Raw genomic sequence first — 23,900 nt, 5'->3', positions numbered from 1 at the left:
ATAATAAAAGAGAAAGGACTGAGCCCTGTTGAATACAGAGCTCAGTCCTTAAAAGACGCTTAATAACATAATTTCTATTGGATGATTATTACCTTCACCAAATAGAGTATTACTGCAATGGTAAAGCAAAACTCACTTTTACCGTCTCCATGGGTACTTCTGTTTTTATGCTTTGAATGCTAGGAATTTGTGTTAAATAATCAGCGTGAAAACGGCGATAAGTGGCGAGATCTTTTGTCACAATGCGAATAAGTGCATCACATTCTCCCGCCATTAGATGGCATTCAACCACTTCGGGTAATACTTTTATCGCCTTTACAAATTCTTCAATAGTTTCAGCATCTTGTGCTCTGAACCAAATTCGCGCAAATAAAGATAATCCTGCATCAACTTTACTACCATCTAATACGGCAACATAACGCGTGATCACACCTGACTCTTCAAGTAAACGTACACGACGTAAACAAGGAGATGGTGAGAGTCCCACTTCTTTTGCCAGTTCGATGTTTTGAATTTTGCCATCGCGCTGTAACACTTGCAAAATATGCTTGTCTATCTTATCCAATTTTATTGACATCAAAGATTAACCTTAGTTCTATTTGTGGAATTTTATTGCCAATTAATTATTTTTGTTAGCAACAAAGCAACCCGATTTTTACGAAAATATCATATAATTTTTCAGCTAAATTGCACAGCAAAAACGATATTTTCTTCAATTGTTCAATCAGGTGAAAAAGATGGAATTTAACACTTTGTTATTCTTTGCCCTTACAGTACTGCCTTTAATTTGCACACCTGGCCCCGATATTCTTTTTATCTCCTCACAAGGATTAGCGGGAGGAATAAAATCAGCGTGGTTTGCCAATATCGGTGTCATTTCAGGTTATATCACACATGCTATTCTTAGTGCTTTGGGTCTTGCAACGATAATGGCAACCTATCCCATTTTCTTTTATCTACTAAAGTGGCTAGGTGTGATTTATATTACCTACTTAGCAATCAAAATGCTGATATCTGCCTGCCAAAAAGGCCAACTCGCACTACATGCAGATAAAAAAACACATCTCTTTCGCAAGGGCTTTTTAACGAGTTTTCTTAATCCGAAAGGCTTACTCGTCTATCTGGCTATTTTACCAAATTTTATCAATAACCAGAATGATATCGCTATGCAATCTCTGCTTTTATCTGGGATATTTATCACTATTTGTCTATTTATCTATGGCTTTTTAGGTACGATTTTCGCTTATATTGGTTTAAAAGGCGGATTAAGTGATAAAGGACGCCGTTATAATGATGGCATTGCCGGCAGTTTACTTACCTTTGCAGCCGTTAATTTAGCCCTTAATTAGAGGGCTAGCATCACTTTATAGTGATATTTGCTCAATGCCGTGCAATATGACCATTTAACTGATGAATACGTACGCTAATGTGCTATTTACGACGTAATTTTCGACACCCTTCACCAATAATTTGCATTCCTTTTTCAGTCTGACTATTCCATTGAAAAGAAGAGTTTAAACGAAAAGCATGATTAAACTGTGAACTGGTCGAAAACATAGCACCTGGTGCAATACTCACCCCTCTTTCGAGAGCAAAATGGTACAATGTATTAGCATCAAAGCTTGGCTCGAATTCTAACCATAGGAAATAGCCTCCGACAGGAATATTCACTTTAACATCTTTAGGCAAATGCGTTTGTATGGCCTGTAACATACGATAACGTCTCTGCTCTAATAATAATCTTAAGCGACGTAGATGCCCGTCATAACCCCCTTGTGATAAATAGTCAGCAATAGCTTGTTGTGTTGGCATACTCGCTGATACAGTACTCATCATTTGTAACTGCTGTATTTTAGTCGCATGTTTTCCGGCTGCGACCCACCCGACTCGAAATCCTGGCGCTAAACATTTAGAAAAAGAAGCGCAGTGCAATACGCTATTGGATTTATCAAAGCCTTTCACAGGCATTGGCGCTTTTGGACTATTATACAGTTCACCATAGACATCATCTTCAATTAAGGTTATCTGTTTTGCCGCTAAAATTTCCACTAGTCTGATTTTATTTTCATCAGGCATAGTGCCACCTAATGGATTTTGGCAATGACTCATCAACCAACACGCTTTAATGTCGTATTGTTCTACCACCTTTTCTAACTCATCTAAACAGATGCCTGTCACCGGATCGGTTTTGATAGCAATCGCTTTTAATCGTAAACGCTCTATCGCCTGTAATGCACCATAAAAAGCAGGAGATTCTATGACAACCCAATCTCCTGGCTCAGTAACAGCTTGTAAACTAAAACTTAATGATTCCATCGCACCTGCGGTGATCACAATATCATCAGGCGATACATGAATACCTTGCAGTGCATAGCGTTGGGCTATATTACGACGTAGTTTTTCATTACCAGGAGGTAAATTAATCACTGAACTTTGAGGGGCTAAATGTCTAGCGGCAGAGGCTAATGCTCGGCTTAATTTAGGTTGAATGAATAAACTGGGATCTGGAAAGGCGGAACCGAACGGAATGATATTGGGATCTTTACAGGCTTGAAGAACATTGAATATAGAGGCGCTTATCTCAACATTTTCACTCATATGTAGCCCTTTGCTGGCAGTTACTTGAGCAAAACCTGTATTGCGATGTGCAACATAATAACCTGATTGCGGACGAGCGGTGATCCACCCTTGACTTTCTAACAGTTGATAAGATTGTAAAACGGTCATTAAACTTAAACCTGATTGTTTAACCGTATCCCGTAATGAGGGTAAACGATCGCCTGATTGCCAAATATTATCTTCAATTTGTTGGCGTATCTGTGCCGCAAGCTGTTCATATCGAGTCATATTTACCTATTCACCCTCAAACTGTTATAGTCGTTTTTAAACTTATTGTCACTATTATAGTTTACTGTCATATGGTCTACTTATCCACACGATTTACCTGCTATTTACAGATCAGCGCGATTTGTATATCAAAATAATGAGGTTGTTTATGTTTGGGTTAAGTGCCTTTGATTTGGCGCGTATCCAATTTGCGTTTACCGTTTCTTTCCATATTATCTTCCCCGCAATTACTATAGGGCTAGCCAGCTTCTTAGCTGTCTTGGAAGGCTTATGGCTAAAAACTCGCAATAAGGATTATTTAGCGCTATTCCATTTTTGGTCAAAAATATTCGCTGTTAACTTTGCTATGGGCGTCGTCTCTGGTCTCGTTATGGCATATCAGTTCGGTACTAATTGGAGCTTTTTCTCCGATTTTGCCGGCTCTATCACCGGCCCTTTATTGACTTATGAAGTACTTACAGCATTCTTCTTAGAAGCTGGATTTCTAGGTGTGATGTTATTTGGCTGGAACAAAGTAGGTGAAAAATTACACTTTTTCGCCACTTGCATGGTGGCATTGGGTACATTAATGTCAACATTTTGGATTTTAGCCTCCAACAGTTGGATGCAAACACCACAGGGATTCGAAATCGTCAACAATCAAGTAGTTCCCGTTGATTGGATAGCGGTTATTTTTAATCCTTCCTTCCCTTATCGTCTTGCTCATATGGGCGTTGCTGCATTTCTTGCTTCGGCATTCTTTATTGCCGCCTCGGCTTCATGGCATTTATTAAAAGGCAACAAGACATCTGCAATGAAGAAGATGCTCTCGATGTCTATATGGATTATCTTAATCTTAGCGCCTATTCAAGCACTTATTGGTGATATGCATGGTTTAAACACGTTAAAACATCAACCCGCCAAAATTGCCGCGATTGAAGGGCATTGGCAAAATAATCCTGGTGAGGCTACACCGTTAATTCTATTTGGTATACCGGATATGGATGAAGAAAAAACCAAATATGCCCTTCAAATTCCTTATTTAGGTAGCCTGATATTAACTCATAGTTTAGATAAACAAGTACCAGCACTAAAAGAATTTCCTAAAGATGATAGGCCAAATTCACTGATTGTTTTTTGGTCATTTCGTATTATGGTCGGCCTTGGCATGCTGATGATTTTAGTGGGTGTATGGGGCACATGGTTACGTTACAAGAAAAAATTATATCAATCTAACCTCTTCTTGCGATTCACTTTTCTAATGGCTCCTTCAGGATTAATTGCCATTTTAGCGGGTTGGTTTACTACAGAAGTAGGTCGACAACCTTGGGTTGTGTATGGGATACAACGAACACGTGATGCGGTATCTGCTCATGGTGAAATGCATATGAGCATTAGCCTACTGATTTTCTTTATCGTTTATGGATCTGTATTCGGAATTGGATATGCCTATATGTTAAAACTTATCCGCAAAGGTGCGCCGGAGGTTCAAGATGGGAATTGATTTACCCGTTATTTGGTTCATCATCATCGTATTTAGCACATTAATGTATATTGTGATGGATGGCTTCGATCTCGGCATTGGCATGCTCTATCCTTTTATAAAAGAGAGAGAAGATCGCGATTTAATGATGAATACTGTCGCCCCAGTATGGGATGGCAATGAAACATGGCTAGTTTTAGGTGGTGCGGCGCTATTTGGTGCGTTTCCTTTAGCGTATTCAGTGATCCTTGATGCTTTAGCCATGCCTTTAACTATCATGCTAGTTGCGCTTATTTTCAGGGGCGTTGCTTTTGAATTTCGCTTTAAAGCCGATGACACTCATAAAGTTTTTTGGGATAACGCCTTTATTGTCGGCTCTCTATTAACCACCTTTATGCAAGGTATAGTCGTCGGTAGTATTGTTCAAGGTTTACCCATTATTGACCGTACTTTTGCAGGAAGCTATTTTGATTGGCTATCACCCTTTGCCCTGTTTTGTGGCTTTGGTCTAGTCATTGCCTACTCACTGTTAGGGTGTGGCTGGCTCATTATGAAAACTCAAGGCCATTTACAACAGAGTTTGTATAAAGTGATCTTGCCATTAACGTTCGTTATGCTAGCAGTGATAGCCATAGTCAGTTTATGGACACCATTAGCACAACCGGCGATTGCTGAACGTTGGTTTTCACTACCCAATATTTTCTTTTTCTTACCTGTACCACTGCTAGTGTTATATAGCGCTTGGTTGATTATTCGCGCAGTAAAGAAAAAAGGTCATTACTTACCTTTCTTTGCTTCTCTAGCGATTATATTTCTTGGTTTTACTGGGCTAGGGATTAGTATCTGGCCAAATATTATACCGCCGGCAATTAGTTTTATCGATGCATCAGCACCACCGGAAAGCCAAGGTTTTATGCTCGTTGGTGCGCTATTTATCATTCCCATTATTCTCGTTTATACATTCTGGAGTTATTACGTATTCAGAGGAAAAACCAATTATGAAGAAGGCTATCACTGATCCGAACCCTGAAACAAAACCCTCATTACTGAAAAAATGGGGTTGGTTAATTACCATTTGGTTTTGTAGTGTTTTAGCGCTATTTGCCGTTTCTTCGCTATTTCGTTTTTTAATGACGGCAGCGGGAATGAAAGTAAAGTAAAAAATCAATCAGGTAATATAAAAATAAAGCGGGATAAATTCCCGCTTTATTTTAGTTAAAAAAATTCCTCTTTTTAACTCGCGTTACTGTTAGTGACTCTCCCCTCATAAAAATACAAGCGCTTTAATTTGTTGATTTTTATTTTCTTTATTTACATCTTATTTGAACTACATCACGCTTCGACAAGTCAATCTTATTCATGGCTTTACTAAATTAGTGTTAATAGTGATAATGACTATCATTATTTATTGTAAATGATAATATATAACAAGTAATAAATAGCTTAGATGGGTTGGATAAACGTGAGTAATCAAGACAGCACGCAACAAAAGAATATTTATCGTCCTGCACCACCTCGTTTGGTGCAAGTAAAACGTATAGTAGATATCACGCCGGGCATGCGCTCTATTACCTTTACTAGCGATGACTTGGACAATTATCCAAGTCACACAGGGGGTGCCCATTTAAAAATATTTTTACCTGTAGAAGGCCAAACTAAACCAACAATTCCAACACTCACTGACAAAGGCCCTAGTTGGCCCGAAAACCAACCAAGAGCGATAGTACGAACTTACAGTGTGCGAGCTATTCGTCCTGAATTAAAAGAGCTTGATATTGAATTTGCGGTTCATGAAGATGCAGGGCCGGCCATTAATTTTGCTTTAAATGCCAAGGTAGGTGATTATATTGGCATTACTAATCCTGGAGGCCCTGATCCCCTATTGGCTCCCGCCTCTCATTACTATATGGCAGCCGATCCCAGCTCATTACCCGCTTTAATGGCATTAATTGAAACAATGTTACCCGATGTACAGGGTAAAGCGGTGATCCGCATAGAAAATGAATCCGATCGCCAAATCATTGATGCTCCTCAGGGGCTAGAAATTGTTTGGCTAGTCGGCTCTGTTGAAACACAAACTCAACCTCTGATTGATGAATTTATCTCTTGGTCGTTACCAAAGGAAGATGTGGCATTTTGGATCGCCGGAGAAGATAAAATTATCCGTGCACTAAGACGTTATATTCGTCGTGATAAAGGCTATGAGCGCGGACAGATTTATGCTATCCCTTATTGGCGTTTTGGCTTTAATGAAGAAGGTTATCATGCAGAGCGTCATCATGTTATGGATAATGAAGATGTAAGCTAAGCGTATTTTAGATAAAACGAGTTGGCTGTACCGGCAGCATATTAAGACCCTCATTTAATATGCTGCCTTTTTATAGGAATGGTAATAGCGAAGAAATCTTTAATATTTAACTTATATAAACAATAATTCACCTAACACAACTCCTGACAAAACAAACAAAAAAACTATCAACTCATCAAAATTAAATAAATAACAGAAATAAAACCCAATTTACACAGTCAATTCAAACAAAAAAATATAAACCATTAAGCCAATCAAAAGTTTTCACTAAAATAATATTTAATTATTATTGAAACAGAACAGTAATTTAATTATTATACCGCCGCTTGACGTTACTCTTTATTAGCTAGATATAACATATTGAACTTAATTTATTTATATTTTTAGAGTGAAAAATTCAAAAACAATAGCAAATAATAGACTTGTTACTTTAAATTGCTTATTTTGATTATTAGAATTTGACTGAGCAAAAAAATAATAAAGATTAACCTAAATCTATGTATTTCTACTATTGAATTAAGGATGAAAAATGAATTGGTACCTAGAGGTTATTAAAAATAATTACGCTAATTTTTCAGGCCGTGCGCGCCGAAAAGAATATTGGATGTTTATAGTGGTAAATACCATTATTTTAGCCGTGTTATATGGGATCATGTTCTCTTCTATCGACAGTTATACTGGTGAAATGAGTGGCACAGGCTTTGCTGCTTTGATTATTATCGGTATCTACTCTTTAGCAACTATTATTCCTAATATTGCCGTGACAGTGCGCCGTTTTCATGACCAAGATAGATCTGGTTGGATGGTTTTATTATCATTTATTCCTTTCGTTGGCGGACTGATCCTGTTTATTTTTATGTGTTTAGATGGTACTAGAGGTGAAAATAGATTTGGTCTTGATCCTAAAGCTTAATAGCTAATTAATTTCTATCTTAATACAGTGAGTAAACTATTTATATAATTTACTTACTGTGTTGATTCTCCTTTCTCTTACAGTCGCTTCTCTTACCCCCTATTAGCATAGGATTTTATACCTGATTATTTTAAGTAATATTATCCACATACTATTATGCTCATGTACGCCATATAGTAATTTAAATAACATGAATGTTTTTTATCGGCAGCATATTAATACTCTTATTTAATATGCTGCCTTTTTTATTGCTATGCTAAAGAAATATTTTAATCACTATATGCTGCTAATACATGCTGACATAGACTGGAACGCACACAATCTTCTTCATTAAATTTAATGACACCAACACGATCATTAGCTTGAAAACGACTTAGTGCATCAGCTAATCCTGAGTTTACATTGGCAGGTAAATCGCATTGCGTAATATCACCGTTAACAATCACTGTCACATTTTCTCCCATTCGCGTTAAAAATAATTTCATTTGATTAATGGTGACATTTTGCGCTTCATCCAATATGACAAATGCATTTTCAAAAGTACGTCCTCGCATATAGGCAAATGGGGCTATTTCAACTTTGCCGATTTCAGGCCGTAAACAATATTGTAAAAAAGAGGCACCTAAACGTTTAACTAATACATCATAGACAGGACGAAAATAAGGCGCGAATTTTTCTGCTATATCGCCAGGAAGAAAACCTAAATCTTCATCAGCTTGTAATACAGGCCGAGTAACAATAATTCGCTCTATCTCTTTATTAATAAGGGCATCAGCAGCCATTGCTGCACTTAAAAACGTTTTACCACACCCCGCTTCCCCTGTCGCAAAAACTAAATTTTGATGTTTAATAGCGTTCATATATTGGCGTTGAACTTCATTACGAGGAGAGAGTGTTCGTTGATCACGTTTCTCTCTCGCCATACCAATTGTTTCTAGATCCCCAAATCCTGGTAAAACCATAACATTATCTCGATGGGCGGCATTACGTTGCTCTTTACGTAATGTACGTTTATTTTCTCTACGTAAACGTGTTGCTGCTTTTTGTCTACTCATAATGGTATTTACCTTTGTTAGTCTCAAAAAGTCATCAGATCAATCATTGTTTGACTAGAAAATAAGGTGAGCCTCCCTCAGACTCTATTGCGCTGTAGAAAACAAAAAAGCTGGTCACAAACTTGAGCATTAAACATCAATGCACAGTTGCTACCAGCTTTGTCTTGGTGATTTAAAATTTTGATTGCTTCTGTCATTCATATTCCCCATCATGGAGTTAGAGTGAAAATTAACGAAGCTTTATGACAGTATAATGACAGAACAAAAATTTTTTCAATATTTAAGTCATTAATAACGCGATTAAGTTAACATTTTGCTAACAAAGAGCGCTATTGAGGGGAATAAAATGCGTTTTTTAAAATTACCTTTTATTTATTGGCTGCTACTCAATTGCATCCCATTTATTGGCTTTGAACTACACTCAGGCAATATAAAACCCGGTGTTTTTTTCTATTTAGGTGCCCTAACGATCATCACTTCAGGGATTTGGCTATTTTTCTGCCTTTACTTTTTTATCAAACATAATACATCTCCTAACCCTCACCAGACACCGCGCCAGTTAGTCACCACAGGTCCATATAAAATAAGTAGAAATCCTATGTATCTTGGCTTTCTCGATATTAGTATTGGGCTGTTTTTTATTTTTGGTAACTGGGGATTTTTAGGGGCTGCGCTTGCCTTCTACTTTATTACCGATCGCTATACTATTGTGCAAGAAGAGAAAATATTAAGTGAGCGGTTTCCACAAGCGTGGCGACAATATTGCCGCCACGTTCGACGCTGGATATAACAGATGTAGACTAAAGCGCTTTACAGTTATTTGCTAATCGGTAACCCGCTTTAGTTGCTTCATTTTCGGTTTTAAAATATACCGCATTTTTATCTGACATGGTTCTATAACCAGTACAGTGTGAAAAATGATAAATTTTACTATTTAGATTACCTTTGATCTGCTCATCTTGGGAGACTGTGGGCGCTTTAGGCATTTCTATTTTGTCAGTTGTAGGACGATATGTTGCAGTTAATCCTGCTCCACTATTTTTATGTCCTAACTGCCACTTCATTTGTCCCGTAACAAAGGGATTATGATGCCCAACAATGTTAGCAATTCGATTATCTCGCTCTCTTTCCCACGGTGTTGGTGGGTAAGCGTTATCCCATGCCATAAAAAGCTGTTGTTGTTGACGTGACATTGAGAGGTTATAACGATCATGCAAGTAGAAATAGACACGTGCAACTTGACCTTTCACCTCATTACGAGGCTCAAAGGTGCGAGAAGTAAAATCGACCCGACTGCGACACTGGCCATATTGATAAGGCGCTTGAGATGATAATTGACCAAAGCTAAAATTACTGCGATCACCATTCACCTCTCCAATCGAAGGCGCTAGATTATGTAAATCAGCCTCAATTTTGCCAAAAATAGGATCGTTTTTAACACAGTTAGCTCGCCCACCATTTTGCCAGCATTGACGTTGATGACCAAAAACCCAAGCAGGGACGATATGTTCCCATTCAATGCGTGAAGCTCGGGTGGCTTGTGCCCTCACTTGATAACCACAACTGGCTAAATTAACACGTCCCCCCGATTTTCCTACCCACTCCCAATGACAACCACAATACAGCGTACCTTGGTTGTTTTGATTTTGATCATAATAAATGCGTTCTCTGGCTAGCTGTTTTGCTTTAGTGAAATTTTCCGGTGCCTGTGCGGATACATTTAGCGTAATAATAAATAAACCTAACGCTAAAACAATATAGTGTAATATTTTTCTCAAAGTGCTATCTACCTTATACTCTCTTTTATTAAACCTAATAAGATTTATTATTAAATAACCAACTAATAATCTTATTTTTATTTGCGCTTACCATACCTTTTTTATTTATTTGAAGATATCTTTTTAATTCATTTTTTGATGGATTTACTAAAACAATACAAATGAAAAGTGCTAGAAAAAGGCGCTATTCATGTCATTGTGTAAAAACATCTTTGCTATGGTTTAAAGATTGGTATTTTAATGGAATAGATAAAATGAATGAGAATATGCTGAATTTAATGAATGAGCTCGTCGAAATAACCAAAAAGCATGCGAACAATGAAGATGTTAAAGCGCATGCTAATTTAGAGTCAGAAAATAAATTAAGAATTCAAATTATTATTTCTGGTAAAAACGAACTGGATATTACATTAAATTCGCTACAACATGCGGTATAAAGCATTTATACACTGGGGCGTTTACGATATAACCACAATCCAGGTAAAGATAGCCCAATAGAAAGAGCACCCACAATAAATGAAGCTTTAAGAAAATTAGTCACTAAAGCTTCAAAAATTTCTTCGCTATAGCCTATTTGAGTCAACTTCACCACGGAGATCATCGCAACATAAGCATTGATCCCAGGAAACATAGGAATAATCGCTGCAACAGTGAAAACTTTTGGATGAGCTAACCACCAGCGTGACCATTGAATACCTATACAACCGACTAGAATAGCGGCACAAAAGCTTGCCCACTCAATATTCATACCACTTATCATTAATACCGTACGAGAGCCATGCCCTATTGCACCTAATAACGCACAATACTTTAATGCACGTAGCGGTACATTAAATACCATTGCAAACCCCACCGCAGGTATTGCCGCTAAAATCATATCTTCAATTAGCGTTAGAATAATGTTGATTATGCCCAATCTCTTAACTCCCATACTGCCATCGCTAAAATAACCCCTAAGCAGGTAGCAAGTGTCAACATCGTTGCCATCGCCCAGCGTGCGAGTCCTGTATTAACATGACCTTTAAACATATCAGCAACAGCATTAATTAAAGGAAATCCAGGAACTAATAATAGAACGCTCGCGGCCATTGATATAGTGGCAGTAACTTGAAAATAAGGGAGTTTTAGCAATAAACCTGATACTGATGTCGCAACAAATGCCGTAATACAAAAGTTGATTAAAGGATTTACTTGACGATGAGTGAGGAGCTGACGAACCCACATTCCCATTCCTCCCCCCAAAGCAGAGACTAAAAAGCCATCCCAATCACCGCCATTCAATTTGGAAAAACATCCACAAGAAAGTGCAACCATAACAATAATTATCCAACGTGGATAACGTAGTGGTTTGATATGTTCAAAACGTTTCCTTGCTTCATCAATATCCGCGAGATGATGCTCAACTAAAATAACAATGTGCTGAACTTCGGTAACAACATGCATATTGATACCACGATCAACAATTTTTCGTGTTGAGGTTTGGCAATGACCATTAACTATTGTCGTTAATACCACCGCATTGGCTGAAATGGCCGTTTCAACTTGATGAACGCCTAAAGCCAGCCCAAGTCGCGTTGAGAGCTGTTCAACCAACATACTTTCAGCACCATGTTGTAACAACAATAGCGCCGTTTGAATACATAATTTCGTAATTTCACGCTGTTTATCTTGTGAAATGGCATATTCTTCAGCCATTATCTGATTATCCATACTACGCCTTAGTATTTATCAAAAAACGCGCCATAACCAATTGAAAGCTTATCAGTATAGTTCAATCATGACGCTATCGTCTTTCTATACTATTATGAATAATTAAAATATTTAAGGCTGAAAGTAGATCAAAGTTTTCTCTTACTATCATATGATTGTAATAAATATAAAATATAGTGATTATATTTCTCAAATAGTATTGATATTAGTCATCATATGTTGCCAAAGGAAATCAAGATCTTCCGGAATAGGTTGTGAATTAAATAACTGTTTTTTAAGTTCTTTTTCTTTTATATTACCAATATGAGAAATAAGCACAGGATAAACTACATTTTTAAAAAAATGTTTCCCGTGTATATATTGTTTTAATTGTTGATCTACTGTGCATGCATTTATTTCTTGCTTTTTATCCTTGAGTTTTTCTAATAATTGAGAAGGCTCAAGATATTGATGCCACTTTTGTAAAATTTGTTCAATTTTTACTGTATCATTGCTTGTATTAAGTTCTAATAACGATTCTTTAAATCCTAAACTTCTTAATCCTTCCCATAAAGGATTAATGATTGCCCATACCGCAGCATGATTTCGCCAATTTTCAAGCTGGGTCTCGATATCTTTCCTTAATGTTTCACATCCATTTTCTATGCTATTTTTCTTATTTTCAGGTAATGCAGACCAAATTTCATCAGGAAGAACAAGATAGTTCTCAATACAAAAACGAGGAAGGATGAATAAATTGGGTAATTGTTCTTGTTTTTCCTCAATTTTAGCATTATCCCATTCATCTCTATCGACAATACCAAGCCAATCTTGTTCTTGGGCTAAAATATCCAACACATTTTGTTTCTTGCCCGTGCTAGCAATAACCCAATACTGTTCCCAACTAGGAAACTTTTTTCTTAAAAAAGCGCCAAAAGCTAACTCATCATCACTGCCTTCAACTAATAATACTTTTTTAGTTGAGCTACCTATTTGTTGATCTTTTATTCGATTAATTGTTCCATCAATTTTCGACATTCACCGATCCTTTTAGCAAAGTAAGATCAATACGTGAACCAAATTTTTCATAGCGTTGCCAAACTTCTGTTGAGTGTGACGTTAAAATTAACTGCCCTTTCTTATTAGTCACAATATTTTCGATAGCCGCTAAGAGAGGTGCGATAACAGAAGGATGTAGATGTAGATCAGGTTCATCTATTAATACAATTCCTCCTGGTTTTAGCCAACGTTGGATTGTAAATAACATAATAAGTATTTGATGTTCGCCAGAACTTAACTCATCAAACGTATGTTGCCTTCCATTTGATAAAATAATCTGTTGACGTGTACCTGGAAGAATTTCACTATCAATTCTTTTATCTGAAAAAAAGTAATTTAAACTCTTTATCATGTTAGGGTATTCATTAGGCAGTGTCGCTTTTAAATTAAACAGTGAAGTTTCTATTTGCCCATTCCAATCATTAGTCACCGTATAAGTCGCGAGCCATGCTTGGTTAAGATCGTCTGGGTATAATGATTTTCTCGTTGCTGTTGGATTTACCCATTTACGCGCTTCTGCATCTAAATAGACAATATTAGGAATAGATAATTCTGGATCCAATTCATTATAAAGTGATTGAATACGTCTTTTCCCTAAATATTTATAGGTCTCAATCAGATTATCATTATGTTTATTTTCACTAGATGGAAAATATAATTTATTTTTCTTTTTATTATTTGAAATTTCACCTATCCACATTACATCTAAATAGTTTGTTACTACTTGGGAAAAAAAATCATCTGAACCATAAAAAAGTCCAATTTTAATCTTATCATCAGAAGAAAGATTAAAATCTTCAAAAATAATAGCGATCCCTCCCCAACGTTCTAACCATTTTCGTGTATTGCTCGCTGGAGCTAACGGTTGTTCAGTACTTAGCCAAATACCTAATGCTTCCCATAAAATAGCTATGCCCCGTAATAAAGTCGATTTACCACAACCATTATTACCGGTAAATAAAACTTGAGCTTCAATCTCATTAGACCAATCATCTTCTAACTTAATAACACCATCAGCTAATGGTCCTACAGATTGTGTATAAATTGAACTAATTCTCATTGGAATGCCCTGAAATGTTTACTTTAATAGCTAAAATACCATCTCTTTATTCTCGCGTCTTTACCTCTTTCACACAACGATAAAATATTCTCTTTCTATTGTTAACTTACATCATCAATATGACTATTACGCTTTCAAATTAGTATAAAAGCACCTTAGGATGCTTTTATACCTAACTTAAATTATTCATAATCCTTTATTTATTATTTATTGCCCAGAAGTTTATTAGCTTGAGCATAAGCCCCATCAAGGGTTTCTTCAACAAAGATAGGTACACCGTACACCGCAGAAACAACGGGAGATAACTGCATCAGTTGCTCTTTATCATTTGTTTGTTGATTGACGGTCATGATCATTCCAGCACAATATTGACTTAATGGCATTTTCCCTGTTTTCAGCCAGCGTCTAACGGCTTTCATGCCCTCCATATCCTCTTGTTCATTTTTCTTGTTGATAGGTGGGTAAACCAATACAAAGTTTTGTTTTTGAGCAAGCACTAAGTCCATTTCAGCAATCCAGTTATTAGCATGCTCTAACGTTTCTGGGAAAACCTGCATGGTAATAATGGGAAATTGGTCAACAGACATTATTGTAAAATTGTTATTATTCAACATATTGTTATCTCTCAGTCATTATCTTCACTTTAGATTAGAATAATTATCATTTACATTCAATAAAAAGGCTCTTTATTAGTGCACTGATCGCATTAATAGACAATTTTTATCAGCAATAAATTTCTATCGACTTATATTTATTCTTTTAATATATAAAACACTATAATTATTTTATATATTCTTTATAATTATTTTATTTTTAATAAATAAGCCATTCATAAAATGACCACTTTATAAATTTGAAAATATATTTGAAGTCATTTAAAGATTATCATGACAGAATTCATTAATTTATAACTAAGAGAAAATTAATATGGTAAGTTTTTTGAGAACAAAGTCCGCTGTCTTATTATCAATAGTTATTTTTCCTATTTTCTTTTTATTATCAGGCTGTTTTTCATTCGGGTTAATGTTATCAACTAAAAATGATAATGGCTATCATCGTTCTCATTGGAAAGGCGATTCAATTACCGCACTCTCTCTAGCAAAAGATAGTAACGGTACTAGCGGATGGGTATTTATTGGTGAGCATTTTGATTATTTATTAATAAGAGGTGGAGATAACGCAGTAAATATTTTAAGAGATCCGCTTATCCACCATGATAAATTGAGCGTAGAAAATCCAGTTGAATTTATTATTGATAATGAAAAGAAGCAATTTAATGGGAAAATTAAAATAAATTATAACTGGATAACTCAAACCGATAAAGAAGCAGCACTAACTTACGGTTTTATATGTAAAAAAGATATAAACACCTGTTCACTAAAAATAGATAATTTACTTGGAACAGTTCATCAAAAAAATAAAGAACAAAAAAATGAGTATTTACTACCTTTTAACCATCCCTTTAATGTTGAATTCTACCAATACAAAGAAAATCTTATTGGTGCCAGCACACCAAGAATATTATTACCCGTTACTTTGGCGCTAGATATAGTTACATCTCCTTTACAATTGCTGATGATCCCAATACTAAGCAAGTAGTATCGATAAAATAATTGATTATCAAACACTAAATATTCTAGTTTGATTAATAAGGAGATAGTGTTACCTCTATCTCCTTTTATACCATATTATACTATGATGTTAGCCTATTTCATCGCTTATAGGATTAACGCACAACCAACACAGATTGTTTGGCGTAAGCCACAATTCCTGATGCATTAGAGCCTAATAAATGAGTTGAAATGCTAGGACGACGAGAGCCAACGACAATTAAATCCGCTTTAATTTTTTCTGCCAGCTCTAACACTTTATCTCTTGCTGAGCCAAATGCGGCAGAGAAATCAACTTGCTCTTTAGGTAAATCTACAGAATTAGCTAATTCTTGCAGTTGTTCCTGAACTCGTTCAATCGCTTTATTAGCAAAAGAGCTTAACATATCATAATGGTAGCTATAACTAATTGAAAAACGTGAAACATCAGGAATAGCATGAAACAAATGGATCTTAGCCCCTTCAAGCTTTGCAATATAAACAGCGTGTTGTAAAGCCTTTTCGGTTAATTCATCTTCTGAAATATCCACGGGCACTAGAATTGTCTTATACATAGCAACTCCTCATTATTAATTATCGTCTGTTTGTTATTTTGATTTTTTCAACCAACAGTATGATTGCTAATCCTCTTCAAGATGCCATTTATGTAATTGTCGATGAATAAAAGGGGTCACCACTAATCCAATCGATAAAATAAAAACACACTGAAGAAACAAACCATAAATCGCAATAAAAAAACGCCCTGTTGGTGTTGCAGGCGCAGGCTCTACCGGTTGACCACTTAACATTGATATTGCGTTTAATGAGGACTCCATAAAAGTATGTCCTTCAATAAAATAGAACCCTAGCACGCCCGGTAATAATCCTAAAAAAAAGAATACAGTACCTATTATATAGTAGCGTAGAATACGTAGAATAAAATGGTCGAGCCTTAAAAGTTCTTGTGTAAATTTTTCCATCCCATTGACTCTATTAATGCGCAACCCAATGAAAATAATTTAATAATGGTAAAATAGATAATTTAAAAGAAAAAAATAGGTTATGAAACCTCATAACCTATTAGCATGTGTCAATTAACGAACCACTAACACAGAAATATCTGCATAACGAACAACGCCTGCGGCCGTAGAGCCTAATAAATGTGTGCTAATGTTGGGTCTGCGAGAGCCGATAACAATTAAATCTGCTTGAATATCTTTTGCTGTCGTTAAAATTTCATCACGGGGAGAGCCAAAAGTGACAGTGTAAGCCACTTTTTCAGCAGGCAGATCCACCGAATCCACCAGCATTTGCATATCATTTTCGGCTTTTACTGTCGCTTTGTCTTTAATTTCGGGATAACCCAGTGAATAAGCATTAATAATGGCTGAAGAGATAGGAAGCACATGGATAAGATGTAAATTAGCTCCTGTTTCTTTGGCTAAATAAACCGCATGGCGTACTGCTTTACTGGTTAACTCTTCTTCTACAATATCGATAGGCACTAAAATTGTTTTATACATAATAACTCCTCTCAACTCTCCATTTGCCTTAATAGTATCGCAATAACCTCAAGATTACTGTGAGTCAATTAACTAAAACCAACCTAATATCAATTATCAATCGGCTTTAAGTATTAATGAGTTACTACAAAAAATAAACTACTCAGTTAAAATAAATCAGTGCTGTGCTGTTGGTGGGTTGCCCACATTTGGTTGCGAACCGCACGGATGGTATCAATAAGCTCTGATGCGGTTAATCCTATTGGCCCTATTCCTTGTTTTATTAATTGGTCTGCGGCTATACCATGTATCCATACGGCACTCGGCACAGCCTCTGCGATTGGCATACCTTGTGCTAAAAAACTTGCCATGACACCGGTTAATACATCACCGCTCCCTGCTGTCGATAATCCACTGTTCCCTGTTGTATTTACTGTGATATCTCCTTGAGGTGAAGCAATCACCGTTCCTTGTCCTTTCACTATGGCCCAGCAATGATATTGGCGTGTAATTTCTATTGCTGCTTGTTGACGGTTATTTTGAATATCAGCAACATCACAATGAAGTAAAGTTGCGGCCTCTTTCGGATGGGGCGTTAATACACAATTAGCGGTTAAATTCGTGTTAATATGCGATAAGTTTAATTGAGCCAATAACACCAGCGCATCGGCATCAAAAACATAAGGTATTTTCTCGTTACGTTGTGCTAGTACTGTAGTCAGCAATTGTTCCGAATCAGGTGAAAGCCCTAAACCACAGCCAATCGCCCATGCTGATATTTGTGGTTGCTCTAATAATGTTATGGCTGTTTGTAGCATCAGTTCGGGTGCACTATCAATAAAAGGCAGTGGCAATTGTGGTTGTGCAAAGCCCAAAAAGACTTTACCACACCCTGCTTTAAGCGCGCTTTTTCCCGCCAAAACAATCGCACCACTCATGCCTTCTGAGCTGCCGATAATGGCTAATGTACCAAAAGTGCCTTTATGTGTATTTCCCATATTTCGCTGAGCGAGTGCAGGATAGTGAGATATTGCTTGTAATAGTTGCTCTCTGTTCATCTATTATTCCTCATATTCCTCACCTTTTATTGCTGAGTGTTTATTTTTATATCAAACCGCATGAAACGGTAATGGCTAATTTAAAGTATAGCGTGATATCGATGACATAATCATAATAAGAGTGTGCTAGCGGAAATGATTTCTTATCTACTATTTGTTTATTCGTTTTATTCATTTATTTCTTTTATGGGCGATAAGAAAAGCTATTCATACCAGATGAATACAATGTTATTCTGTTACTAGGCATTATTTTTAGGTTAATAAACAAACGATATAAAGGGAAATTCACCATGAATGAGAAGTTTAAAACACAAGCAGATGTTGAAACATTAGCGCAAGAAGTTGCATGCCTAAAAACGCTTGTGACTTATATGTTAAAAGCATTAGGTCAAGCAGATGCTGGACGCGTTATCTTAAATATTGAGCGAGCTATTTCCGAAGTTGCTGATGAACAACAAGCAGAAACCTTCCGCAACACATTAAACCAAATTAAAACAGCTTATCGTCAATAATGATATTGACGTCATCAAAGTGCAATTGCGCATGATTTTAATTTATTGTCGCTTCTTTTTGTGCTGCACAAATAAGCAAAAAGTAAATCTGAAAAGTCTATATACTTAATTCCGAAATAAACCATTCTTTATTCATTTAACTGCCCCTCTATTGTTATAGAGGGGATTTTTTTATCTGTAATAAATAACTAATGTTAATCCTATTCTGATTTAACGCTATATGGGTTTATATGTTACACTTACAGTGTACGCACCAAAAATAAACCATGAGGCTTATAATGAAACCACTTCTGTTATCCCTGCTTTTACTTCCTGCTGTTGCATTTGCTAACCCAAGTAAAATGGCTGAAGATTATTGCAATACATTCAAAGATATCTCAGTAAAAGCTTATGATACTAATGAAGCACCTGAGAAAATCGCCAAAGACGCATTAGCAACATTGAAATCTCAAAACTTTGATTTTGCAAAACTAGATGCAACGGAAGCTGATTTTTCTAATGGCACCGTTGAAGTTGTTAAATCTTTACGTGATGCAAAAGCAGAAATTGGTTCACGTGAAGAGTTCCAAGAAGGCTTAACGCAAATTGTTGCGGCATGTAAAATTCAAATGGATTCTGTTTTACAAGAGCAGAAAAAATAATCCATTGACTGCCTTAAATGATTAAGCGCAGAGTCCAAGGAGCAGAAATAATCCTGCTCTTTTTTTATTAACCCCCCTATTTCATTTCTTACGTTTAACCCTGCTAACTTTTCCCTGCCGCTATTTATTATGCATGATAGTATCCATCTATTGCGATTAAGGTTTATAATACTTTAGTAAATAATCATTAGAACTGGCCATAACAAGGAGATATTGTGAGCAACGAACAATCCATCCAGCGATTAAGAAGACTACGCCAGTCAGAGAACCTGCGCGCGCTGTTTCAAGAAACGACACTCAGCAAAAATGATCTAGCCCTACCTATTTTCGTTGAAGAAGGCTTAGAGGATTATCAGCCGATCAAAAGTATGCCAGGTGTGGTACGTATTCCTGAAAAACGCCTTGCTTATGAAATTGAGCGTATCGCTAAAGCGGGTATCAAAACGGTCATGACCTTTGGTGTCTCACACCATCTTGATGAAACAGGTAGCGACGCTTGGAAAAGCGACGGTCTAGTTTCTCGCATGTCTCGTATTTGTAAAGATGCTGTACCAGAAATGATTGTTATGTCAGATACTTGTTTCTGTGAATATACTTCACATGGGCACTGTGGCGTTTTACATGGTGAACATGTCGATAATGATGAAACTATCCATAATTTAGGTCTACAGGCGGTTGCCGCCGCACAAGCTGGTGCTGATTTTATTGCTCCCTCTGCCGCAATGGATGGTCAAGTTGCCGCTATTCGTGCTGCCTTAGATAAAGCAGGATTTACCGATACCGGTATTGTTTCCTACTCAACTAAATTTGCCTCTGCATTATATGGTCCATTCCGTGATGCTGCTGGCTCTCGCTTAATTGGTGATCGTAAAACATATCAAATGAATCCGATGAATCGTCGGGAAGCTATCCGCGAATCATTGATTGATGAGCAAGAAGGTGCGGATATGTTAATGGTTAAGCCTGCTGGTACTTATTTAGATATTATTCGTGATGTTCGTGAACGTACACTATTACCGTTAGCAGCCTACCAAATTAGTGGGGAGTATGCGCAAATCAAATTTGCTGCATTAGCGGGTGCTATCGATGAAGATCGCGTGGTAATGGAAACACTAGGCTCCATTAAACGCGCAGGCGCTGATTTAATTCTCTCTTACTTTGCGCTTGATTTAGCAGAAAGAAATCTACTTTAATCACCCTTGTATCTAGATGACAAGTGAATAGATCACTAGGAATCTTCAGTATATGACTAACCCCACCACTAAAAACATGGCGGTTAGATACGCTAAATACTTCAAGTTATAACGATAATTTGAAGTATTTTTCACCCTATATTATGAGGCGACTATGGATAACTGTATTTTCTGTCAAATTGTAGCGGGAAAAGCACCTTGCCATAAAATTTGGGAGGATGAACATCATCTTGCGTTTCTTTCAATTTTCCCTAATACCAAGGGTTTTACGGTTGTTATTCCGAAAAAACACTATCCAAGTTATGCTTTTGATTTAAGCGATGAAGCCTTAGCGTTATTGATCATTGCCACTAAAAAAGTGGCAAAAATCCTAGATAAAACATTCCCAGATGTGTCACGCACGGGGATGTTTTTTGAAGGTTTTGGCGTTGATCATGTTCATAGCAAACTCAGCCCAATGCACGGTACGGGTGATATGACAAAATGGGCGCCCATTGAAAACAAACAAAAGGTTTTCTTTGATAACTACCCCGGTTATCTTTCATCTCATGATTTTGAGCGCGCAAATGATGAGGAATTAGCGCAATTAGCTGCGCTTATTCGCCAAAATAGTCAGTAATTGATCCAGCCATAATAAACTAATAGCAATAACGGATAAGCATTTATTACTTATCCGTTATTAGTTAATATTGCACAATTATTCTTTATTTATACGTAATTGGTGTTGGCTTAGCTAACATAATTTCTGTCTTAGCCGGCTCGGTTTGTGCAATCACTTTACCGTGACGAATAGAGTAACGTACAGGGACTTGACGACGTAACGCATCAAAACCATTTTCAGCAGGAAGAATAATAAAGTTAGCACTATTACCGACTTCCACACCATAATCCGTTAATGCCAATGTTTTTGCACTATTATGACTGATAAGTTGTAATCCATTATCAATTTGCCCATAGCCCATTAACTGACAAACATGTAACCCCATATGCAGCACTTGTAGCATATTTGCTGTACCTAATGGATACCATGGATCAAAGACATCGTCATGACCAAAGCAAACATTAATACCACTCGCTAACATCTCTTTGACACGGGTGATCCCCCGACGTTTTGGATAACTATCAAAACGCCCTTGCAAATGGATATTCACTAATGGATTGGCTACAAAATTAATGCCTGACATTTTTAATAAACGAAATAAACGCGAAGTATAAGCGCCATTATAAGAGTGCATAGCGGTTGTATGACTTGCTGTCACCCGTGAGCCGATATTTTCTTTATGTGCTAATGCAGCAACGGTTTCAACAAAACGCGATTGTTCATCATCAATTTCATCACAATGCACATCAATAAGTCGATTGTATTTCAGCGCTAATGCGAAGGTTTTATGTAGTGACTCCACGCCATACTCACGGGTAAATTCAAAGTGCGGGATTGCCCCCACAACATCCGCACCTAATTTCAAGGCCTCTTCTAATAATGCTTCGCCATTAGGGTAAGATAATATCCCTTCTTGGGGAAATGCCACAATTTGTAAATCAACCCAAGGTTTGACTTCTTGTTTGACTTCTAACATGGCTTTTAAAGCCGTTAACGATGCATCAGAAACATCAACATGGGTTCTTACATGCTGAATACCATTGGCGATTTGCCATTGTAATGTTTGCCACGCCCGTTGTTTAACATCATCATGGGTGAGTAATGCTTTTCTTTCTGCCCAACGCTCAATACCTTCAAATAAGGTTCCTGATTGATTCCAGTTTGGCTGTCCTGCTGTCTGCGTGGTGTCTAAATGTATATGAGGTTCAACAAAAGGAGCGTGAACCAATCCACCTTGTGCATCTAACCCTTGGGGATGAAAATCGCTTTGTGGTTGTGGCTCAATGGCTGCAATCTGGTTATTTTTAACTGTAATGCGCCATAAACCTTCTTTTCCAGCTAAACGAGCATGATTAATTTGTTCTATATTTTTACCCAGCATGACTTATCTCCGCTTGTCGAGCTGTACGACGATTTAATATTGGATTTAATACCGCGAAACTGATTGCGCCACCTAATACGGCATTAACAGGTACGATCCCTGGTAACCAGTGACCGGCAGCAATACCGATAGCCACAGCAAGTAAGGCTACCCAGTTCACATTTTGCATCTTGTCAGCGTTGAATTGATTATACCGCGCTCTATTCATCAGATAATCTGCAATAATAACGCCACCTACAGGGGGGATCGCCGCGGATAGAAAGGTTAACCAACCAACAAAATTATTATAAAGCCATAGCGCACACAATGTGCCGATAATGCCATTAACCACAGATAACTTTTTACTCGATAACCCTGTAATATTGGCAAAACCTAATCCTGATGCATATAACGCATTATCATTGGTCGTCCAGATATTTAAACCTAATACAATGATCGCCGGCAGTAATAAACCTTGCGCTATCATCACATCGGAAATATCCGCCATGCCTAATGATGCCGCTCCCGCAGCACCAAAGACAAACATCAAAGTATTTCCTAAGAAAAAAGCCACAATAGCGACAATCACGGCAATTTTAGGGTTACGTCCAAAACGAACAAAATCCGCCGTTAATGTACCGGCACTAATAAAAGAGCCTACCACCATGGCAAGGGCTAAATTAAAATCGAGTTGTTCGGCAGGCTTCACTGCCATTAGTGTATTAAGCCCTCCCATATCATGTACCGCAAGATATACAGAGTAACTTCCTAGGATAGCAATAGCAGGAACCGCAATAATGGAGAGAATAGTTAATGCAGAGATACCAAAAAACACAGTGATAGTCATTAAAATTCCTGATATCGCAATCAGGAGATTAATATCAATCCCCGTGGCTTTACCAACGGGAATAGCAAACATCGCAACACCGACACCAAACCACCCGACTTGTGTACCACCGAGTAAAAATGAGGGAAGCCAAGAGCCTTTAATACCAAAAGAGTAACGAGCAAGAAGATGAGTGGTAAGACCTGTTTTAGAACCAATAAAACCAAGAAATGCGGTGTAAATACCAAGGAGAAGATTACCGATAAGAACTGCGAGGAAGAAATCATTAAAGGAGAGACCAGTACCAAGAGCGCCGCCAGTCCACATACTGGCTGAAAAAAACGTTAATCCCAACATCACAAAGGTTAACGCTAATCCACCCTTTCTTGCGGATATGGGCACCGGGCCCTGACTATAATTGTTGTCCTGAGACACTTTAACCCCCTA

Annotated in this window: 28 protein-coding genes; 13 read left to right on the top strand and 15 right to left on the bottom strand. The window is 37.2% G+C overall.

Going from position 1 to position 23,900, the window contains the following annotated elements:
- Positions 1-109 precede the first annotated feature (109 nt).
- Positions 110-577, bottom strand: coding sequence for an Lrp/AsnC family transcriptional regulator (locus HMPREF3129_RS03175; protein ID WP_004243182.1), 468 nt, complete (start codon positions 575-577; stop codon positions 110-112).
- A 160-nt stretch (positions 578-737) separates the two neighbouring features.
- Here HMPREF3129_RS03175 and HMPREF3129_RS03170 point away from each other — a divergent pair, with 160 nt between their 5' ends.
- Entirely contained in the window at positions 738-1,349 is a 612-nt protein-coding gene (locus HMPREF3129_RS03170; protein ID WP_036918419.1) for a LysE family translocator, read from the top strand.
- A gap of 82 nt (positions 1,350-1,431) precedes the next feature.
- Here HMPREF3129_RS03170 and HMPREF3129_RS03165 read toward each other — a convergent pair whose 3' ends face one another.
- Positions 1,432-2,847 (bottom strand): aminotransferase-like domain-containing protein, encoded by a 1,416-nt coding sequence (locus HMPREF3129_RS03165; protein ID WP_017628073.1) that lies wholly within the window; start codon positions 2,845-2,847, stop codon positions 1,432-1,434.
- A 148-nt stretch (positions 2,848-2,995) separates the two neighbouring features.
- Here HMPREF3129_RS03165 and HMPREF3129_RS03160 point away from each other — a divergent pair, with 148 nt between their 5' ends.
- The 5 genes from HMPREF3129_RS03160 (at position 2,996) to HMPREF3129_RS03145 (ending at position 7,530) form a co-directional block, all read left to right on the top strand.
- Positions 2,996-4,330 carry a cytochrome ubiquinol oxidase subunit I gene (locus HMPREF3129_RS03160; protein WP_036918421.1) on the top strand — a complete coding sequence of 445 codons (1,335 nt, stop codon included), beginning with the start codon at positions 2,996-2,998 and terminating at the stop codon, positions 4,328-4,330.
- Positions 4,320-5,327 (top strand): cytochrome d ubiquinol oxidase subunit II, encoded by a 1,008-nt coding sequence (gene cydB, locus HMPREF3129_RS03155; RefSeq protein WP_012367993.1) that lies wholly within the window; start codon positions 4,320-4,322, stop codon positions 5,325-5,327. Before HMPREF3129_RS03160 ends, cydB begins: the two co-directional genes overlap by 11 nt.
- Positions 5,308-5,469: a DUF2474 domain-containing protein gene (locus tag HMPREF3129_RS18210; RefSeq protein ID WP_004243187.1), complete on the top strand. Its 162-nt coding sequence runs from the start codon at positions 5,308-5,310 to the stop codon at positions 5,467-5,469. The genes cydB and HMPREF3129_RS18210 overlap by 20 nt, the downstream gene beginning before the upstream one ends.
- A 287-nt stretch (positions 5,470-5,756) precedes the next feature.
- Positions 5,757-6,617: a siderophore-interacting protein gene (locus HMPREF3129_RS03150; protein WP_036918423.1), complete on the top strand. Its 861-nt coding sequence runs from the start codon at positions 5,757-5,759 to the stop codon at positions 6,615-6,617.
- Positions 6,618-7,146: 529 nt separating this feature from the next.
- Complete coding sequence (locus tag HMPREF3129_RS03145) at positions 7,147-7,530, top strand: DUF805 domain-containing protein (protein WP_004243189.1); 384 nt, start codon at positions 7,147-7,149, stop codon at positions 7,528-7,530.
- Positions 7,531-7,799: 269 nt separating this feature from the next.
- Here HMPREF3129_RS03145 and phoH read toward each other — a convergent pair whose 3' ends face one another.
- On the bottom strand, positions 7,800-8,585 hold the full coding sequence (gene phoH / locus HMPREF3129_RS03140; protein WP_020945737.1) for a phosphate starvation-inducible protein PhoH: 786 nt from the start codon (positions 8,583-8,585) through the stop codon (positions 7,800-7,802).
- A 346-nt stretch (positions 8,586-8,931) separates the two neighbouring features.
- Between phoH and HMPREF3129_RS03135 the strand changes: the two genes are divergently transcribed.
- Positions 8,932-9,375 carry a methyltransferase family protein gene (locus tag HMPREF3129_RS03135; RefSeq protein ID WP_004248191.1) on the top strand — a complete coding sequence of 148 codons (444 nt, stop codon included), beginning with the start codon at positions 8,932-8,934 and terminating at the stop codon, positions 9,373-9,375.
- A 10-nt stretch (positions 9,376-9,385) separates the two neighbouring features.
- Here HMPREF3129_RS03135 and HMPREF3129_RS03130 read toward each other — a convergent pair whose 3' ends face one another.
- A complete protein-coding gene (locus HMPREF3129_RS03130; RefSeq protein ID WP_036918427.1) occupies positions 9,386-10,363 on the bottom strand; it encodes an endonuclease in 978 nt (325 codons plus the stop codon).
- 254 nt (positions 10,364-10,617) lie between these two features.
- Here HMPREF3129_RS03130 and HMPREF3129_RS03125 point away from each other — a divergent pair, with 254 nt between their 5' ends.
- The gene (locus tag HMPREF3129_RS03125; RefSeq protein WP_004248195.1) at positions 10,618-10,800 is read left to right on the top strand and encodes a hypothetical protein; all 183 of its coding nucleotides are present in this window, start codon (positions 10,618-10,620) and stop codon (positions 10,798-10,800) included.
- Positions 10,801-10,805: 5 nt separating this feature from the next.
- Here the strand turns inward: HMPREF3129_RS03125 and HMPREF3129_RS03120 are convergent, their stop codons facing one another.
- The 5 genes from HMPREF3129_RS03120 to HMPREF3129_RS03100 all read right to left on the bottom strand — a co-directional run bounded on the left by HMPREF3129_RS03120 (position 10,806) and on the right by HMPREF3129_RS03100 (position 14,785).
- A complete protein-coding gene (locus tag HMPREF3129_RS03120) occupies positions 10,806-11,294 on the bottom strand; it encodes a threonine/serine exporter (protein WP_004243197.1) in 489 nt (162 codons plus the stop codon).
- The gene (locus HMPREF3129_RS03115; protein ID WP_004243198.1) at positions 11,270-12,073 is read right to left on the bottom strand and encodes a threonine/serine exporter family protein; all 804 of its coding nucleotides are present in this window, start codon (positions 12,071-12,073) and stop codon (positions 11,270-11,272) included. The genes HMPREF3129_RS03120 and HMPREF3129_RS03115 overlap by 25 nt, the downstream gene beginning before the upstream one ends.
- 189 nt (positions 12,074-12,262) lie before the next feature.
- Entirely contained in the window at positions 12,263-13,090 is an 828-nt protein-coding gene (locus HMPREF3129_RS03110; protein ID WP_004250952.1) for a DUF4435 domain-containing protein, read from the bottom strand.
- Entirely contained in the window at positions 13,077-14,171 is a 1,095-nt protein-coding gene (locus tag HMPREF3129_RS03105; RefSeq protein ID WP_017826953.1) for an AAA family ATPase, read from the bottom strand. The genes HMPREF3129_RS03110 and HMPREF3129_RS03105 overlap by 14 nt, the downstream gene beginning before the upstream one ends.
- 203 nt (positions 14,172-14,374) lie before the next feature.
- Positions 14,375-14,785 carry a hypothetical protein gene (locus HMPREF3129_RS03100; RefSeq protein WP_004243201.1) on the bottom strand — a complete coding sequence of 137 codons (411 nt, stop codon included), beginning with the start codon at positions 14,783-14,785 and terminating at the stop codon, positions 14,375-14,377.
- A 313-nt stretch (positions 14,786-15,098) separates the two neighbouring features.
- On the opposite strand from HMPREF3129_RS03100, the gene HMPREF3129_RS03095 reads away from it, so the two are divergent.
- Positions 15,099-15,770 (top strand): YidX family protein, encoded by a 672-nt coding sequence (locus HMPREF3129_RS03095; RefSeq protein WP_036918429.1) that lies wholly within the window; start codon positions 15,099-15,101, stop codon positions 15,768-15,770.
- A gap of 127 nt (positions 15,771-15,897) precedes the next feature.
- Here HMPREF3129_RS03095 and HMPREF3129_RS03090 read toward each other — a convergent pair whose 3' ends face one another.
- The 4 genes from HMPREF3129_RS03090 to HMPREF3129_RS03075 all read right to left on the bottom strand — a co-directional run bounded on the left by HMPREF3129_RS03090 (position 15,898) and on the right by HMPREF3129_RS03075 (position 18,320).
- Entirely contained in the window at positions 15,898-16,335 is a 438-nt protein-coding gene (locus HMPREF3129_RS03090) for a universal stress protein (protein ID WP_004243203.1), read from the bottom strand.
- A 66-nt stretch (positions 16,336-16,401) separates the two neighbouring features.
- Positions 16,402-16,740: a hypothetical protein gene (locus HMPREF3129_RS03085; protein WP_004243204.1), complete on the bottom strand. Its 339-nt coding sequence runs from the start codon at positions 16,738-16,740 to the stop codon at positions 16,402-16,404.
- A gap of 114 nt (positions 16,741-16,854) precedes the next feature.
- Positions 16,855-17,283 carry a universal stress protein gene (locus HMPREF3129_RS03080; RefSeq protein WP_004243205.1) on the bottom strand — a complete coding sequence of 143 codons (429 nt, stop codon included), beginning with the start codon at positions 17,281-17,283 and terminating at the stop codon, positions 16,855-16,857.
- A gap of 146 nt (positions 17,284-17,429) precedes the next feature.
- Positions 17,430-18,320, bottom strand: a complete 891-nt coding sequence (locus HMPREF3129_RS03075) for an NAD(P)H-hydrate dehydratase (RefSeq protein ID WP_036918431.1) — start codon at positions 18,318-18,320, stop codon at positions 17,430-17,432.
- Positions 18,321-18,610: 290 nt separating this feature from the next.
- On the opposite strand from HMPREF3129_RS03075, the gene HMPREF3129_RS03070 reads away from it, so the two are divergent.
- The 4 genes from HMPREF3129_RS03070 to HMPREF3129_RS03055 all read left to right on the top strand — a co-directional run bounded on the left by HMPREF3129_RS03070 (position 18,611) and on the right by HMPREF3129_RS03055 (position 21,285).
- On the top strand, positions 18,611-18,832 hold the full coding sequence (locus HMPREF3129_RS03070; protein ID WP_012367999.1) for a DUF2594 family protein: 222 nt from the start codon (positions 18,611-18,613) through the stop codon (positions 18,830-18,832).
- A gap of 278 nt (positions 18,833-19,110) precedes the next feature.
- On the top strand, positions 19,111-19,473 hold the full coding sequence (locus HMPREF3129_RS03065) for a hypothetical protein (protein WP_004248202.1): 363 nt from the start codon (positions 19,111-19,113) through the stop codon (positions 19,471-19,473).
- A 215-nt stretch (positions 19,474-19,688) separates the two neighbouring features.
- Entirely contained in the window at positions 19,689-20,666 is a 978-nt protein-coding gene (hemB, locus tag HMPREF3129_RS03060) for a porphobilinogen synthase (RefSeq protein WP_036918433.1), read from the top strand.
- 154 nt (positions 20,667-20,820) lie between these two features.
- The gene (locus HMPREF3129_RS03055) at positions 20,821-21,285 is read left to right on the top strand and encodes an HIT family protein (protein ID WP_004243211.1); all 465 of its coding nucleotides are present in this window, start codon (positions 20,821-20,823) and stop codon (positions 21,283-21,285) included.
- An 85-nt stretch (positions 21,286-21,370) separates the two neighbouring features.
- On the opposite strand, the gene HMPREF3129_RS03050 is transcribed toward HMPREF3129_RS03055, so the two are convergent.
- Together HMPREF3129_RS03050 and codB are read right to left on the bottom strand one after the other, a co-directional pair.
- Entirely contained in the window at positions 21,371-22,648 is a 1,278-nt protein-coding gene (locus HMPREF3129_RS03050) for a cytosine deaminase (RefSeq protein ID WP_036918435.1), read from the bottom strand.
- On the bottom strand, positions 22,638-23,888 hold the full coding sequence (gene codB / locus HMPREF3129_RS03045; protein ID WP_004250947.1) for a cytosine permease: 1,251 nt from the start codon (positions 23,886-23,888) through the stop codon (positions 22,638-22,640). The genes HMPREF3129_RS03050 and codB overlap by 11 nt, the downstream gene beginning before the upstream one ends.
- Positions 23,889-23,900: the final 12 nt, after the last annotated feature.

The sequence above is a fragment of the Proteus sp. HMSC14B05 genome (genome assembly GCF_001808035.1).
Lineage (GTDB): Bacteria > Pseudomonadota > Gammaproteobacteria > Enterobacterales > Enterobacteriaceae > Proteus > Proteus mirabilis.
This window is presented reverse-complemented; position numbering and strand designations above follow the sequence as displayed.

What these genes read in the sequence shown, in the direction of transcription:
- HMPREF3129_RS03175 (WP_004243182.1), bottom strand. Translation starts at nt 577, where the DNA reads ATGTCAATAAAATTGGATAAGATAGACAAGCATATTTTGCAAGTGTTA.
- HMPREF3129_RS03170 (WP_036918419.1), top strand. Translation starts at nt 738, where the DNA reads ATGGAATTTAACACTTTGTTATTCTTTGCCCTTACAGTACTGCCTTTA.
- HMPREF3129_RS03165 (WP_017628073.1), bottom strand. Translation starts at nt 2,847, where the DNA reads ATGACTCGATATGAACAGCTTGCGGCACAGATACGCCAACAAATTGAA.
- HMPREF3129_RS03160 (WP_036918421.1), top strand. Translation starts at nt 2,996, where the DNA reads ATGTTTGGGTTAAGTGCCTTTGATTTGGCGCGTATCCAATTTGCGTTT.
- cydB (WP_012367993.1), top strand. Translation starts at nt 4,320, where the DNA reads ATGGGAATTGATTTACCCGTTATTTGGTTCATCATCATCGTATTTAGC.
- HMPREF3129_RS18210 (WP_004243187.1), top strand. Translation starts at nt 5,308, where the DNA reads ATGAAGAAGGCTATCACTGATCCGAACCCTGAAACAAAACCCTCATTA.
- HMPREF3129_RS03150 (WP_036918423.1), top strand. Translation starts at nt 5,757, where the DNA reads ATGGGTTGGATAAACGTGAGTAATCAAGACAGCACGCAACAAAAGAAT.
- HMPREF3129_RS03145 (WP_004243189.1), top strand. Translation starts at nt 7,147, where the DNA reads ATGAATTGGTACCTAGAGGTTATTAAAAATAATTACGCTAATTTTTCA.
- phoH (WP_020945737.1), bottom strand. Translation starts at nt 8,585, where the DNA reads ATGAGTAGACAAAAAGCAGCAACACGTTTACGTAGAGAAAATAAACGT.
- HMPREF3129_RS03135 (WP_004248191.1), top strand. Translation starts at nt 8,932, where the DNA reads ATGCGTTTTTTAAAATTACCTTTTATTTATTGGCTGCTACTCAATTGC.
- HMPREF3129_RS03125 (WP_004248195.1), top strand. Translation starts at nt 10,618, where the DNA reads ATGAATGAGAATATGCTGAATTTAATGAATGAGCTCGTCGAAATAACC.
- HMPREF3129_RS03120 (WP_004243197.1), bottom strand. Translation starts at nt 11,294, where the DNA reads ATGGGAGTTAAGAGATTGGGCATAATCAACATTATTCTAACGCTAATT.
- HMPREF3129_RS03115 (WP_004243198.1), bottom strand. Translation starts at nt 12,073, where the DNA reads ATGGATAATCAGATAATGGCTGAAGAATATGCCATTTCACAAGATAAA.
- HMPREF3129_RS03110 (WP_004250952.1), bottom strand. Translation starts at nt 13,090, where the DNA reads ATGTCGAAAATTGATGGAACAATTAATCGAATAAAAGATCAACAAATA.
- HMPREF3129_RS03105 (WP_017826953.1), bottom strand. Translation starts at nt 14,171, where the DNA reads ATGAGAATTAGTTCAATTTATACACAATCTGTAGGACCATTAGCTGAT.
- HMPREF3129_RS03100 (WP_004243201.1), bottom strand. Translation starts at nt 14,785, where the DNA reads ATGTTGAATAATAACAATTTTACAATAATGTCTGTTGACCAATTTCCC.
- HMPREF3129_RS03095 (WP_036918429.1), top strand. Translation starts at nt 15,099, where the DNA reads ATGGTAAGTTTTTTGAGAACAAAGTCCGCTGTCTTATTATCAATAGTT.
- HMPREF3129_RS03090 (WP_004243203.1), bottom strand. Translation starts at nt 16,335, where the DNA reads ATGTATAAGACAATTCTAGTGCCCGTGGATATTTCAGAAGATGAATTA.
- HMPREF3129_RS03085 (WP_004243204.1), bottom strand. Translation starts at nt 16,740, where the DNA reads ATGGAAAAATTTACACAAGAACTTTTAAGGCTCGACCATTTTATTCTA.
- HMPREF3129_RS03080 (WP_004243205.1), bottom strand. Translation starts at nt 17,283, where the DNA reads ATGTATAAAACAATTTTAGTGCCTATCGATATTGTAGAAGAAGAGTTA.
- HMPREF3129_RS03075 (WP_036918431.1), bottom strand. Translation starts at nt 18,320, where the DNA reads ATGAACAGAGAGCAACTATTACAAGCAATATCTCACTATCCTGCACTC.
- HMPREF3129_RS03070 (WP_012367999.1), top strand. Translation starts at nt 18,611, where the DNA reads ATGAATGAGAAGTTTAAAACACAAGCAGATGTTGAAACATTAGCGCAA.
- HMPREF3129_RS03065 (WP_004248202.1), top strand. Translation starts at nt 19,111, where the DNA reads ATGAAACCACTTCTGTTATCCCTGCTTTTACTTCCTGCTGTTGCATTT.
- HMPREF3129_RS03055 (WP_004243211.1), top strand. Translation starts at nt 20,821, where the DNA reads ATGGATAACTGTATTTTCTGTCAAATTGTAGCGGGAAAAGCACCTTGC.
- HMPREF3129_RS03050 (WP_036918435.1), bottom strand. Translation starts at nt 22,648, where the DNA reads ATGCTGGGTAAAAATATAGAACAAATTAATCATGCTCGTTTAGCTGGA.